The following is a 13,277-nucleotide window of genomic DNA, read 5'->3' as shown; positions in this document are numbered from 1 at the left end:
GCGGAGACGACACCGGGATGACGACACCGACCGACGACCGCTTCTACATCGAGCTGCTCAAGCTGTTGCTGCACGTGGCCTGGAGTGACGACGAGCTCAAGCCGAGCGAGGCGCATGCGCTCATTGGCGCGGCGCAGCGGTGGAAGGTCCCCCTGGCGGAGCTGCAACGGCTGGAGCGGTGCCTGGAGCTGGGCGAGCCCCTGCCGGCGCCGAACCTGGGCCTGCTGCGTCAGCACCCGGAGGAGGTGATCGCAACGGCGCGCACGCTCATCGGCAGCGACGCCGAGGTGCACTTCTCCGAGGAGGAGATGCTCGGCCAGATTCGCGAGTTGCTGGGCCTGTGAGCGGGTTCCGCATGCTCCCCCCAGTGCGTAGACCCTCACCCTGACCCTCTCCCAGAGGGAGAGGGAACGTCGGCCTACGCATCGAGCAGCCGTGCCCAGAAGGCGGCGAGCCGCCCGACATCGTCCAGGTCCTTCAGCCCTTCGAGCTCGGCGTGGGAGATGAGGGGTGAGAGCAACAGCCGCACCCCGGTCCGGGGCTCCAGCCAGCGCGCGAGGAGCACGGACTCGATGGAGGGGATGACGGAGTCCTCCGTGCCGTGCAGCAGATACACGGGCGCGGACGGGGCCGGGGAGAGCTCGGGCGAGAGCGATGGATCTCCGGCATAGACCTTCGCATGCGGCAGCAGCAGCGGCCCGAGCGCGGCGACATCCCGCTCGTTCACGTACTTCATGAGCGTGGCTGCGGGCTCGGGCATCTCCGACTGCATGCGCCGGGCCGCGGCGAAGGTCTCCTCGGCCTGGCGCGTGTCCCGCAGGGCGAGGTGCGAGGCGCGCAGGAAGGTGAGGATGCCCGCGCGCAGCGTCTCCACCTGCTCGGGGGGAACCATCAGGCCGGCCACGTTGAGCAGGATGATGGCCACGCCGTAGTCATGGGGCCTGCGGTGCTGGCCACCGGGCTCGATGCCGGTGCACAGGAAGGCGAGCACGCGCGAGAGCTCGCCATGCCCGCCCAACGAGAAGACGAAGGCGACCTTGCCGGCGAGCGAGGGCCGTCCGGCGGCGACGAGCGAGAGCCCACCGGAAAAACTGATGCCCATGAGGCCCACGCGGCCATCGGGCGCGAGCTCCGGCCGCCCGGAGGCCCAGAGCGCGGCGTCCTCGAGCATGTCCGGCTCGCGCGGGGTGATGCGGTAGCTCAGGAGATCGGGCAGCTCGGGGGTGAGGACGGTGAGCCCTCCGGCGGAGAGATCCCTGGCGAGCTTCACCAGCCGGGGCTCGTCGATGCCATCCGCGTGCACACCGGTGGAGAGGAGCACCGTGCGGCCCCGGGGACGCTCGGGCCGGAAGAGGCGGGCGCGCAGGGAGCCATGGCGGGAGGGAATCCGCACCTCCTCCTCGGTGACGGGGGTGGTGCCCCAGCGGGAGACGCTCCCGGCCAGACCGTCCCGCATGCCTCCGGCGCGAGCCACCAGGGACAGGCCCCGGAGGTAGTACGGAACGGCGAGCACCCCCACGAGCAGCAGTCCGCCGAGGAGGGCCAGGAGCGTCGCTCTGCGGGTACGGGAGCGCATCGCGGGCCATTCAAACACAAAGGGCCGGACCCGAGGGGCACTGCCGCCCCGCGAGCCCGGCCCCTGGAAGGCCCCTGAGACCCGAGCCTCAGTTGGAGATGATGCGCTTCAGCTCGGCCTTGTCGTTGGAGAACTGGAAGGAGTTGTAGAGCTGGAAGGCGTTGTCCCGGTCGAGCACGCGCGACCACAGCATCCGCACCGCCTTGAGCTTGTCCTGCGAGAACTGGAACTGGTTGAGCACCTGCTGCACCTGGCCGACGAGGAAGTAGTGGGTACCGGCGGCACCCTCCAGGACGTTCATCTTGTTCTCGGCGAAGGGCTCACGGGACATGGAGCCCATGATCATCTGCAGCTTGCCGTCGGCGATGGGCTGATAGGCCGGGGGCGGGGGCGGGGTGGGGCCCGGGTTGCCGTAGCCACCACCGCGGCCCTGGCTCCGCAGCTCGGGAGCATCGGCGACCAGCTCGCGGAGATCCTTCAGCTCCTCGTAGGCAGCGCGGATCTTCGCCTTGCCGCCGTTGCCGCGATTGCCGCTCTCGAAGGCCTGACCCAGCAACTTCTCCAGGTCGGCGAGGCGCTGCTCCACATCCTCGCGCTCGAGCACCACCAGGGTGCCACGGCGGCCGCGGCGGTACTCGCGGAACTCGTCGCCGTCGTCACGGCCGCCGCGGAACTCGTTGGACGAGGTCGGAGGCGCGTTGCCGGTGGGCTGGCCGGGGGGAGGAGCGAAGGAAGGGGCTGTCTGGGCGGAGGCGGCAACCGAGGTCAGGAGCGTGATGGCGACGAAGAGGGCCTTCATGGGAGTCATCTTTCTGGACTGTGTCCTTGCTGCATCTGCCCACTCTGACGGGCCGCGAGCGTCCGCATTCAAACGGATCCACTCCATTCCCGCCCAGGCCCCCCACCCTCGTGGGTCGTGCTCGTTGGTCCAGCAACGAGCCCGCCAGCGGAGCGGGGTCCGGGCGCGGTCTTCCTGAACTTGTCCAACAGTTGGACAAGTTCGTACCGGGTGCGCCCGGAGGGGGCGGCCCAGGTCATCACACGCGCAGCAGGGGCCCTGCCGTCGTCCCCTGCGGACGGAGCATCCCGCGCATGGACGCACTGATGAGCCAGGTGCCGGAAAAGACGTGGGTCCACCCTGGGCCGGGCATTGCACGGGGGCCGGGCATGATGACACTCACGACTCCCTCCCTCCGCCCGTCGTTCAAGCATGACCCGCTCCTCGGGGCCCGGCTCAAACAGCTGAGCCTCCTATCCGGCGTGATGACGTTCGCGGGCTTTGGCGGCATCGTCATGCTGCTCGACCCGAGCGCCCTGGCGGACTTCTCGGAGGTGGACCTCGGGGTGACCCAAATCCCCCTGCCCATCGTCCTCGCGGGCCTCTTCTGCGCGGGCCTGGCACTCCGCCACTGGCTGGGCTGGCGGGTGCGCCAGCTGGAGCGGCGGGGTTGGGAGCAGCTCCAGGCGGGCAGACCCGATGCGGCCATCCATTCGCTGGAAGCCGCGGTGTCCGCCGGAAACGATATCTCGCGCGGCCGGGGCTATTACGCGCTCGCCCTCGCCTGGTTCCGCCAGGGCGACTACGAGCGCGCCCTCGCCCTTGGAGAGAAGACCACCTGGATCGGGAGGAAAAGGGACACCAGGGTCTGCGATGCCCAGGTCCCCGCGCTGATGGCCGTCATCCTGGCCCTCTACGGTGAGCTGGACGACGCCAGGGAGTGGGTGGGGCGCATCCGCCGCCCCATGTTCGACGAGACGGACCACGCGCTGCTGGCGCAGGCGGTGATGCTCTGCCGCGAGGGCAGGTACGTGGAGGCGGTGAAACGCATCCAGCGCACCGTGCACGAGGACGTGCCCGAGACGGACGTGGGAGCGGTGGCGGTCATCCACGCCTTCGCGCGCAGCCGGCTGGGCGGGCAGCTGGTGCCCCTCAAACCGGGATGCGTCCTGCCCCAACGGCCCGCGCGGGGCTCGGAGTACGAGTACCTCGCGTGCGAGTGGCCCGAGCTCGCCGCCTTCCTCCGGGGTGAGGACGCCCCGGTGCCCGTGCTCGACGCGTGACGGGGACCGCCGGAGGGCGAGCTACTCCTTCACGGCCCCGGCGGTGAGCCCGCTGACGATGCGCCGCTGGAAGAGGACGGTCATCACCACCAGGGGCAGCGTGGCGATGACCGAGGCGGCGGCGATCTCCCCCCACGGCTCCTTGTGCTCGCTGGCGAAGAGGCTGATGGCCACGGGCACCGTGCGCTTCTCCGGCGAGGACAGGAAGGTGAGCGCGTAGAGGAACTCGTTCCACGCGAAGATGAAGACGAGGATGGCGGTGGTGGCCAGGCCCGGAGCGGCCAGGGGAAGCAGCACCCGCCAGAAGGCACCGAGCGGAGTGCATCCGTCCACCCGCGCGGCGCGGTACAGCTCGTCCGGGAGCTGCCGGAAGAAGGACGTGAGAATCCAGAGCGTGAGCGGCAGCGCGAAGGTGGCGTAGGGAGGCACCAGGCCCACCAGCGTGTCGCGCAGGCCCACTGTGCGCAGGATGAGGTAGAGCGGGCTCACCGTGGCGATGGGCGGGAACATGGACACGGCGAGCGCCGCGGCCAGCAGCAGGCCGCGCCCGCGGAACTCCAGCTTCGCCAGCGCGAACGCCGCCGACGCGCCCACCGCCATGCAGAAGAGGGTGGTGAGCGAGGCCGCCAGCAGCGAGTTCATCAACACCTGGAGGAAGGGACGGCCCCACAGCACGCTCACGTAGTTGTCGAGGGTGAGCGAGCTGGGCAGGGGCTGGGTGAGCTGTCCGTCCGGCCACAGCGACGTCAGCACCTGCCAGAAGAAGGGCCCCAGGAAGAAGGTGAGGAAGGCCACCGTCGCCAGCCACAGTCCGGGCCGCTTCATCACCGCCCCTCCTTCCCGAGCAACCGGATGTAGACGAGGCTCAACCCCACCACGCACAGGAACGTCATCACCGACAGCATGGAGCCGTAGCCGAAGTTGCCCGCCCGCATCAGCGTCTTGTAGGCGTAGATGCTCAACGTCTCCGTGGTGTTGGCGGGGCCGCCCTCCGTCAGCACGAAGATGGCGTCGAAGACGCGGAAGGCATCCAGCGTGCGGAACAGCAACGCCAGCAGGATGGCGGGCTTGAGCAGCGGCAGGGTAATCGACACGAACGAGCGCCAGCGCGACGCGCCGTCCACACGCGCCGCCTTGTAGATGTCCTCGGAGATGCCCTGCAGGCCCGCGAGGATGAGCAGCGCCATGAAGGGCGTCGTCTTCCACACGTCCACGAGGATGGCCGCGTGCAGCGCGTACCCCGGCACACCCAGCCAGTTGATGTCCTGCCCCGGCAGCAGCCGGTTGATGAGGCCGTAGTCCGGGTTGAAGAGCCACGCCCACAGCTTCGCGCTCACCACCGTGGGGATGGCCCACGGCACCAGCACCGAGGCGCGCAGGAGGCCCCGTCCCGGGAACGCGGTGTTGAGCAGCAGGGCCAGCGGCAGCGCCAGCAGCAGCTCCACCGACACCGCCACCAGCGTGAAGTAGCCCGTGTTCCCCAGCGCGTTCCAGAAGCGCGCGTCGCCCAGCATGAAGCCGTAGTTCTCCAGCCCCAGCCACCGCTGCTCGCCGAAGACGAGGATGAGCCGGTGCAGGCTCAGCCAGATCGCCGCGAGAATCGGGTACACCGCCACGCCCACCAGCACCAGCACCGCGGGCGCCACCAGCAGGTACGCCTGCCGCCGCTCGCGGCTCATGGAGCCCGTGGCCTTCACCGTGCCATTCATCTCGCGCGCTCTCCTACTCGAACTGCCCGGTGAGATGGTCCACCTGCCGCTGCGCCTGCTTCAGCGCCGTCTCCGGCGTGCGGATGCCCGCGATGGCCGCGGAGAACTCGCTCTGCAGCACGTCCGAGAGCAGGTTGTAGTACGGCGTCACCGGCCTCGGCCGCGCGTTCTCCACCATGCCCAGCAGGCTCGCGATGAAGGGCACCCGCTCCACCAGCCTCGGGTCCTTGTACACCGAGGGCCTCGGCGGATTGCGGCCATAGCTCAACGCCATCATCACGTTGGCCTCCGGCGAGGTGAGGTGCGCGATGAGCCGCTCGGCCGCGTCCTTGCGCTTGGGCGACACGTGCGCGTTCACCGCCAGCTGCCACCCGCCCAGCGTTCCCCAGCCCGGCTCGCCGCTCACCGTGGGCAGCGTGGTGATGCCCACCTTGCCCCGGATGGGCGAGTCCGGCTTCTGCGCCTCCTCCCACGCATAGGGCCAGTTGCGCATGAAGACCGCCTGGCCGGACTGGAAGACGCGCCGCGCCTCCTCCTCGCCCGCCGAGGTGACGCCCGGCGGGGAGATGCCACTGGCGATGAGCCTGCGCAGGTACTCCAGCCCCGCGCGGGCCTGCTCCGTGTCCAGTGCCAGCCGCCCCTTCTCGTCCAGCACCTGGCCCCCGTGGCCCCAGATGGCCTCGAATGCGTTGCAGTTGAGCCCCTCGTACTGCCGGCCCTGCCACACGTAGCCCTGCAACCGCGGGTCCTTCGCCTTCGCCTCGCGTGCGAACTGCTCCAGCTCCGCGTAGGTGCGCGGCGCCTGGGGCACCAGGTCCTTGCGGTAGAAGAGCACCCCCACGTCCACGTACCACGGCACCGCGTACGTCTTGCCGTCCACCACCACCGCCTCCACCGGGCCGGAGAGGAAATCCCGGCGCAACACCTCGGGCGGGAAGGCCTTGGAGATGTCGGCGATCCATCCGGCCTTCGCGAACTCGGGCACCCAGACGACGTCCACCACCAGCACGTCGAAGTCGTCCGCCCCACCCTCCAGCGAGGTGAGGAAGAACTGGTGCGCCACGTCCGAGGAGTTCGGCAGCGCCTCGGTGCTCAGCGCCACGTCCGGGTTCTTCCGCTCGAAGTCCGCGAGCAGCTCGCGGAAGGCCACCGGGTCTCCCAGCGGCTGGTACTTGAAGACGAGCGGCGTCTTCCCCCCGGCCACGGAGGCCTCTTCCTTCTTGCGGCGGCAACCCGGGAGCGTCCCGAGGACGAGCCCCAGCACGAGCACGAGCACGGAGATGAGCGGGCGGCGCATAGGGCCCGATGGTCCACATCTCCCCACGCCAGGGGCAAGCACGTTCGCACCACCCCCTCGCGAAATGTCGCCCTGTCTCCGGAAACCGGCGCGTAGCGTACACTGCCCGGGATGCGTCCCGGCCCCCGCTCCCGCGCGCTGCTGCTGCCCCTGATGGTGCTCGTCGTCGCGCTGGGCCTGGGCTCGCGCTCCCAGGCGGCGAGGCTCCACCTGCCCCGCTTCGTCACCGACTACGCGGGCGATGCGCTGTGGACCGTCATGGTCTACCTGTGCCTCGTCTTCGTCCTGCCCCGCCTCTCCGTCCGGCGCGCCGCCGCGAGCGCCCTGGGCCTCTCCGTGCTCGTCGAGCTCAGCCAGCTCGTCCACACCCCCTGGCTGGACGCCCTGCGGGCCCACCGCCTGGGCGCACTCGTGCTGGGCCGGGGCTTCCTCGCCTCGGACCTCGTCTGCTACACGGTGGGCGCGGGGCTCGCCGCTGGCACGGACCTGCTGCTCGCCCGTCGCCCCCCCACGCGCGCCCTGCCGCCGGCAAATGGTGCCCATCCCTGAACAGCCCGTATTCCCGGAGTCCGTCACCGTCCTACCGGAAAGCTTCTGGCGGACGGTGATTCCGGAAGAACACGGCCTCAAAGGAGTGTTATGTGGTGGATCGCCGCCGTGTGCCCGGCGTTGTGAAAACGAAAGCCGGAGGGTTCCCGGCTCGACTTCACGAGCAACCGGGTGTACGCCCGGCATGCGCTCCAGTGAGCGCACAGACCGGCGATGGTCGCCCGGCTGTGTAGGAGAAAGAATCAGAGCAATGGCAAGTGGCACCGTGAAGTGGTTCAACGACGCGAAGGGCTTTGGCTTCATCACCCAGGACAGCGGGGGCCCGGACGTGTTCTGCCACCACACCGCGATTCAGACTGATGGATTCCGGACCCTGGCCGAGGGCCAGAAGGTGGAGTTCGACGTCAAGAAGGGCCCCAAGGGTCTTCAGGCCGAGAACGTTCGTCCGATCGGCTGATCACGCGAACGCGGCTACTTACCTTTGAGTCCACGAGGCCCGGCCTCTCATGAGGTCGGGCTTCTTTTTTCCTCTTTCCCAGGAGCATCCATGCAGGGAAGGTCAACGAAGAGACAGAAGGAGATGGCCCGCCAGCAGAAGCAGCGGGACAAGGACGCCAAGAAGGCCGAGCGCCAGCGTGAGAAGGAAACGCGGCCGCCCCGCCAGCCCGGCGATGAGGATCCGGATATCGCCGGCATCGTGCCCGGCCCCCAGCCGCCCCTCGAGATGTGAGGCAGTCCAACCGTGAGGCAGGCAGACAGGCGCCCGACCGGCGTCCAGGGCTCGGATCCCCAGGGATTCCGGGCCCTTCGTGCGTTCAGGGCCCGGTGTCATGCCTACCTTCCGGAAGGAAACAGACGGAGGCGCGCATGGCGAAGGATGAGGCTCATTCGACGGGGAAGGCCGGGGCGCACGAGGCCCAAGCAGCGGAGCGGGAGCCGGCGAGCCACGTCTTCGACAAGCCCGCCACCGTCCGGGAGCCCGCGGCGCCGCGTGTTCCCCAGGTCCAATCCCCCGCGGGCGTGGCCGTCATCCCCCTGCCCGGCGAGGAGCGGGCACAAGCCTCCGAGGCCCGTCCCGAGACGCTCCAGCAGGCCCGGGAGACCACCGATGCGCTGTTGGAGGAGATTCTGGAAGAGGACTTCCTGAACGAGTCCCCCGAGTCCCAGCGCGCCGAGCCCGCGCGGCCCTCCCGGGAGGAGGACTGGCCCGCGGAGCTGCACTCCCTGCCCCTGCCGGAACAACCGTAGGCGCCCCGTGGATGTCCCCTCTCCCTCTGGGAGAGGGCCTCGGTGAGGGTCTTCTCTCTAGCGCTGATCGTCCGGCTGCTGATCCTCGGTCTCCCCCTGCCGGCCATCCAGGCCGATGCCACTGGGGGCCTCCTGCTCCGAGGGCACGCTCTGGAAGCCTTCCTCCTCGGGCAGCCGGTTCAAATCCCGGGGCTCCTGGCCCGGCCCGGTGTCCTCCTGCTGGCCCGCGCCACCCGTGCCCGGCGCTGGCTGCTGCTGCTGGTTCTGGACGTCCTGCGCTCCCTGCTGCCGGTTCGCCTGATCGCGGCAACCCGTCACCCACAGGGCCGATGCGGCCAGGCCGAGCACCACCACACGCTTGAATCCGTTCCTCATCCGGGTCTCCTTGCTGGGAGCCTTTTCTCTGGCTTCCCCCAAGGCTTTGGCGTGCCGGGCAGTGCTGCAGCGGCCCGGCACGCGCCCGTCCGGCCGTCCGCCGTCAGGGATGCTGGCTCGCCCGCCCCCACTGGGGAGGCAGCACGGACTGCACGAGGTGGAGCATCTCCTCCAGCTCGAAGGGTTTGCTCAGGCAGCCCACGGCCCCCACCTCGAGCCCACGCCGCCGAGCGTCCTCGGCCGCCGTGCACACCACGATGGGGACGCGGTGGCCATGACGCCGGCGCAGCTCCGCCGCGAAGGTCCAGCCGTCCATCACCGGCATCCGCATGTCGAGCAGGATGAGGTCCGGCGCGCACGCCTCCACCTGTTCCAACGCCTCCTGGCCATTCGAGGCCCTGCACACCTGGTAGTCCCCGGCCTCCAGGGCCAGGGCCATCACGTCCTGCATGTCCGGGTCATCGTCCACGACGAGGATGCGTGCTCCGGTCATCCCGCTCACCTCCTCTCCGCAAACTAGGAATGAAGCCCATTCCTCTCCCGCCGGGGTGCGTAGGGGACGGAGAAGCAGAAGGTGCTTCCCCTGCCCTCTTCGCTCGACACCCGCATGGTGCCGCCGTGGTGGAAGATGATCTCCCGCGAGATGTAGAGGCCCACGCCCATGCCCCCCCGGTCGTGCGGCGTGCCCGAGTGCGCGCGGTAGAAGCGCTCGAAGAGCCGGGCCTGGCGCTCCACGGGGATGCCGATGCCCTCGTCACTCACGCACACCTCCACGCCGTGCTCGTGCGGCTCCAGCCGGACCTCCACGCGCCCGCCGGAGGGGGAGTAGCGCACGGCGTTGTCCAGCAGCACCACGAGCACCTGCCGCAACCGGCCCCGGTCTCCCTGGACGATGACGGCCTCCCCCGGCCGCACGCTGAAGCGGTGCTGGGTGCCCTGCGCGGCCATGTTCGCCACCGTCTCCTCGGCCAGCTCGCGCAGGTCCAACGGCTCCTCCGTCAGCTTCAACTGGCCCAGGTGCAGCTGCGAGACGTCCAGCAGCTCTCGCACGATGCGGTCGATGCGGTCCGCGCCCCGGTTGATGGCATCGAGCATCTTCCGGTACGTGGCCGGCGTGGGCTCGGACTTGAGCGCGAGCTGGGCATAGGACTTCATGATGGCCACGGGTGTCTTCAGCTCGTGGGCGGCCACGCGGACGAACTCGTCCTTGAGATGATCCAACTCCACCATCTCGGTGACGTCGCGGGCCACGGACACGGCGCCGGTGATGTGGCCGAGCTCGTCGCGGATGGGGGCGGCGTTGGCGCGCAGGTGCAGGGTGCGGCGCCGCTCGGGCGAGGGGAAGCTCAGGTCCGCGTCCACGACGACGTTGCCGCGCAGGGCCTGGTACAGGGGCATCTCATCCAGCCGCGCCACCCGCTCTCCGCCCAGCCGCATGCCATGCAGCTCCAGGTGGCCCTCGGTGAGCTGGAGGCCCTCGGAGCCCACCTCACCGAAGAACTGGCGGCCCGCCTTGTTCACGAAGGTGATGCGGCCCGTCCGGTCGCTCACCACCACGCTGTCCACCATGTTGTCGATGGTGGCCTGCAACTCCATGCCGCGCTGTTGCAGTTGCGCGAGCAGCCGGTTCCGCTCCTCCTCGGCGCGCTGTCGCTCGGTGATGTCCGCCAGGAAGAGGTAGCGCATGAGCCTGCCTCCGCTCTGGACGACGGTGGTGGAGATCTCCACCGGAAGCTCCCCGCCGTCCTGACGCCGTACCTGCGTGCAGATGCGCTGGCGGCGCATTACCGCACCGTCGTCGCCCTCCAGCAGCGGCCGCAGCGCCGGGCAGAACAGCAACTCGAAGGCCGGACGGCCCACCGCCTCCTCCTTCGTCCAACCGAGGAGCCGCTCGGCCTGCGTGTTCCACTCGCAGATGAACTGGTGGCAGTCCACCGCGACCACCGCGTCGAGCGAGGTCTCCAGCACTTCACGCAGCCGGCGCTCGCTGCGCGCCAGGACCTCGTGCAACCTCCGTCGCTCCTCGAGCGCGAAGGACAGCTCGCGGATGCGCACGGTGCGATGGACGAGGAAGGGAACGGCCAGCAGCACGCCCCACACCGCCACGCCGAGCAGGAGGATGGCCAGCCGGAAGCGCTCGAGGCTGGCGAAGAGCGAGGACTCCGCGCTGGAGACATGCACGGTCCACCCCGACTCACCAATCTCCACCTGGGCGGTGCGCCGGGGGCCGGGAGTCCGCCCCGCCTCGTACCCACGCGCGTCCGCGAGCGTGAGCTCCCCCAACGCCGCCACCGGCCGGCCCCGCTCGCGCGCCCACGCGAGGAGTGGCTCCTGGGCGGGGTGGGCGAAGAGCCAGCCTCCGGGAGTGGTGACGTAGAACCATTCCGACCCGCCGGGAGCATTCGCCCCCTGGAGGATGCCGTGCAGGAGGGGGATGGAGACGTCCACGGCGATGACGCCCACCGGCTTCCCGGAGGCATCGAGCAGGGCGCGCGCATGGACGCGGTAGATGGAGTCCTCGACGGGGTGGGGCTCCGGAAAGACAGGCGCTCCCCGGGCCTCCAGGGCCCGCCGGTACCAGGGCTGCCCATGGGGCTCATCGGGCTGAGAGGTGCGCGCGTTGGTGACGGCGACGAGCCCCTCTCCAGAGCCGGCACGGTGGGCATAGGGGGCCACGGCGGGCCCACCACCCGTGCCAACCGAGGGCTCGAACCAGACCCCGAGTCCGTGAATGGCCTCCGTGGGAGCCGCGATGAGCAGCGCTTGGAGCAACCGCTCCAGCTCGGCCACGTCCCTCACGGGGGCCACGACGGCGGCCGCCGATTCCGCGACATGGTGGGTGTAGGAGATGCCGGGCTTGAGCTGGGAGGCGATCTCCTTGGCGCGGAGCATTTGCCGCAGCAGGGCCTCGTCCTCCAGGCGCTGGCGGGTCATCGAGTAGAAGGCCACCAGCCCCGCGGTGAAGACGGCCCCGAGGAGCAGGAGGAGGGACACCAGGGACTTGAAAGGCAGCTTCATGGTGGCGGGGACCGGCCACGGCGTGTGGGAAGGACATCCTTTTCGGGAACACGTGTGCTCCCCACTCCCCGCCGTCCATCACCCCCGGAGGCCAGCGATTGCCGTCTGGCCCACACCCCACGGAAGCGGGCGGCCGCCGGTCCGGGCGCGCAGCCGGTCAACTTGTCCAACAGTCGGACAAGTTGGAGCCGCTCGCCACCGGAAGGGTCCCGCGGCTACAGCCCCAGCTGCTTCGCGATGATGACCTTCATGATTTCGTTCGTGCCCGCGTAGATGCGCTGCACGCGGGCATCCATGAAGGCGCGGCTGATGGGGTACTCCAGCATGTAGCCGTAGCCGCCGAAGAACTGCAGGCACTCGTCCACGACCTTGCTCAGCATCTCCGTCTGCCACAGCTTGGCCATCGAGCACTCCTTCACCAGGTACTCGCCCGCCATGTGCTCGGTGAGCAGCCGGTCCAGGAACGCGCGGCCCACTTCGATTTGCGTCGCGCAGTCCACCAGCTTGAACTGCGTGTTCTGGAACTTGGAGATGGGCTTGCCGAACGCCTTGCGCTCCTGCACGTAGACCAGCGTGTCCGCCAGCACCTGCTCGGCCGAGGCCTGCGCCATGGCCGCCACCACCAGCCGCTCCTGCTGAAGCTTCTTCATCAACTGCAGGAAGCCCGCGCCCTCCTCGCCCAGACGGTTCGCCACCGGCACGCGGCAGTCCTCGAAGACGAGCTCCGAGGTGTCCTGCGCCGCCATGCCCATCTTCTTGAGCTTCTTGCCCTTGAGGAACCCGGGCGTCCCCGCCTCCACCACGAAGAGCGAAATACCCTGGTGCGCGTTCTTCGGATCCGGGTCCGTCTTGGCGGCCACCACGCACACGTCGCAGAGGATGCCGTTGGAGATGAACGTCTTGGCGCCATTGAGGACGTAGAAGTCGCCGTCACGCACCGCCGTGGTGCCCAGGGCCGCCAGGTCCGAGCCCGCGCCGGGCTCCGTCATCGCCACGGCGGACACCGCCTCGCCCGAGGCCAGCTTCGGCAACCAGCGCTTCTTCTGCGCGTCGTTGCCGAACTCGTGGATGTAGGGCACCACCACGTCCGAGTGCAGCGGCATGGCGAGCCCGGACTCGTAGATGCGGGCCAGCTCCTCCATCACCACCACCGAGTGCAGGAAGTCGCCGCCCGCGCCGCCGTACTCGGGCTCCAACCAGGGACAGAGGAAGCCCGCCTCGCCCGCCTTGCGCCACACCTCCCGGTCGACGATACCCGCCTCGTTCCACCGCTCCTGGTGCGGCTTCACCTCGCGCTCGAGGAACTGGCGGAACGACTGGCGGAACTGCTCATGGTCCTCGCGGAAGAGCTTCCTCTGCACCTGGGTGGCCTCCGGGCCTCGCGGGCCTCGTGCCCGCGCTGGGAGGCGGATGCTCCCCCGGGATTGACGCGGAATCAACCGGG

At 69.6% G+C, this 13,277-nt stretch carries 15 protein-coding genes; 6 read left to right on the top strand and 9 right to left on the bottom strand.

Annotated elements, in window-relative coordinates:
- Positions 1–17: 17 nt before the first annotated feature.
- Positions 18–344 (top strand): TerB family tellurite resistance protein, encoded by a 327-nt coding sequence (locus tag BO221_RS37475; RefSeq protein ID WP_073565672.1) that lies wholly within the window; start codon positions 18–20, stop codon positions 342–344.
- A 74-nt stretch (positions 345–418) separates the two neighbouring features.
- Here the strand turns inward: BO221_RS37475 and BO221_RS37470 are convergent, their stop codons facing one another.
- Both BO221_RS37470 and BO221_RS37465 read right to left on the bottom strand, forming a co-directional pair.
- On the bottom strand, positions 419–1,576 hold the full coding sequence (locus BO221_RS37470) for a dienelactone hydrolase family protein (protein ID WP_198956265.1): 1,158 nt from the start codon (positions 1,574–1,576) through the stop codon (positions 419–421).
- Positions 1,577–1,664: 88 nt separating this feature from the next.
- A complete protein-coding gene (locus BO221_RS37465) occupies positions 1,665–2,384 on the bottom strand; it encodes a DUF4476 domain-containing protein (RefSeq protein WP_158079983.1) in 720 nt (239 codons plus the stop codon).
- A gap of 359 nt (positions 2,385–2,743) precedes the next feature.
- On the opposite strand from BO221_RS37465, the gene BO221_RS37460 reads away from it, so the two are divergent.
- Positions 2,744–3,637 (top strand): lipopolysaccharide assembly protein LapB, encoded by an 894-nt coding sequence (locus BO221_RS37460; RefSeq protein ID WP_158079982.1) that lies wholly within the window; start codon positions 2,744–2,746, stop codon positions 3,635–3,637.
- Positions 3,638–3,658: 21 nt separating this feature from the next.
- Here the strand turns inward: BO221_RS37460 and BO221_RS37455 are convergent, their stop codons facing one another.
- The 3 genes from BO221_RS37455 to BO221_RS37445 are packed head-to-tail and all read right to left on the bottom strand — an operon-like array spanning position 3,659 to position 6,643.
- Positions 3,659–4,462, bottom strand: coding sequence for a carbohydrate ABC transporter permease (locus BO221_RS37455; protein ID WP_073565669.1), 804 nt, complete (start codon positions 4,460–4,462; stop codon positions 3,659–3,661).
- On the bottom strand, positions 4,462–5,346 hold the full coding sequence (locus tag BO221_RS37450) for a carbohydrate ABC transporter permease (protein WP_073565668.1): 885 nt from the start codon (positions 5,344–5,346) through the stop codon (positions 4,462–4,464). The genes BO221_RS37455 and BO221_RS37450 overlap by 1 nt, the downstream gene beginning before the upstream one ends.
- Positions 5,347–5,359: 13 nt before the next feature.
- Complete coding sequence (locus BO221_RS37445; protein ID WP_073565667.1) at positions 5,360–6,643, bottom strand: ABC transporter substrate-binding protein; 1,284 nt, start codon at positions 6,641–6,643, stop codon at positions 5,360–5,362.
- A 111-nt stretch (positions 6,644–6,754) separates the two neighbouring features.
- On the opposite strand from BO221_RS37445, the gene BO221_RS37440 reads away from it, so the two are divergent.
- From BO221_RS37440 to BO221_RS37425, 4 genes are all read left to right on the top strand, one after another.
- On the top strand, positions 6,755–7,192 hold the full coding sequence (locus BO221_RS37440; RefSeq protein WP_073565666.1) for a DUF2809 domain-containing protein: 438 nt from the start codon (positions 6,755–6,757) through the stop codon (positions 7,190–7,192).
- A 250-nt stretch (positions 7,193–7,442) separates the two neighbouring features.
- Positions 7,443–7,649, top strand: coding sequence for a cold-shock protein (locus BO221_RS37435; RefSeq protein WP_043411966.1), 207 nt, complete (start codon positions 7,443–7,445; stop codon positions 7,647–7,649).
- 90 nt (positions 7,650–7,739) lie between these two features.
- Entirely contained in the window at positions 7,740–7,922 is a 183-nt protein-coding gene (locus BO221_RS37430; protein ID WP_073565665.1) for a hypothetical protein, read from the top strand.
- Positions 7,923–8,059: 137 nt separating this feature from the next.
- Complete coding sequence (locus tag BO221_RS37425; protein WP_073565664.1) at positions 8,060–8,440, top strand: hypothetical protein; 381 nt, start codon at positions 8,060–8,062, stop codon at positions 8,438–8,440.
- A 57-nt stretch (positions 8,441–8,497) separates the two neighbouring features.
- Here the strand turns inward: BO221_RS37425 and BO221_RS37420 are convergent, their stop codons facing one another.
- The 4 genes from BO221_RS37420 to BO221_RS37405 all read right to left on the bottom strand — a co-directional run bounded on the left by BO221_RS37420 (position 8,498) and on the right by BO221_RS37405 (position 13,194).
- Positions 8,498–8,815, bottom strand: a complete 318-nt coding sequence (locus BO221_RS37420) for a hypothetical protein (RefSeq protein ID WP_073565663.1) — start codon at positions 8,813–8,815, stop codon at positions 8,498–8,500.
- Between the two features lie 103 nt (positions 8,816–8,918).
- On the bottom strand, positions 8,919–9,308 hold the full coding sequence (locus BO221_RS37415; protein ID WP_073565662.1) for a response regulator: 390 nt from the start codon (positions 9,306–9,308) through the stop codon (positions 8,919–8,921).
- A gap of 23 nt (positions 9,309–9,331) precedes the next feature.
- Complete coding sequence (locus tag BO221_RS37410) at positions 9,332–11,833, bottom strand: ATP-binding protein (RefSeq protein WP_073565661.1); 2,502 nt, start codon at positions 11,831–11,833, stop codon at positions 9,332–9,334.
- Positions 11,834–12,048: 215 nt separating this feature from the next.
- Complete coding sequence (locus BO221_RS37405) at positions 12,049–13,194, bottom strand: acyl-CoA dehydrogenase family protein (RefSeq protein ID WP_073565660.1); 1,146 nt, start codon at positions 13,192–13,194, stop codon at positions 12,049–12,051.
- Positions 13,195–13,277: the final 83 nt, after the last annotated feature.

It is taken from the genome of Archangium sp. Cb G35, from assembly GCF_001896145.1.
In the GTDB taxonomy this organism is placed as follows: Bacteria; Myxococcota; Myxococcia; order Myxococcales; family Myxococcaceae; genus Archangium; species Archangium violaceum.
The sequence above is the reverse complement of the archived record's forward strand: the minus strand, read 5'-3'. Positions and strand labels throughout refer to the sequence as shown.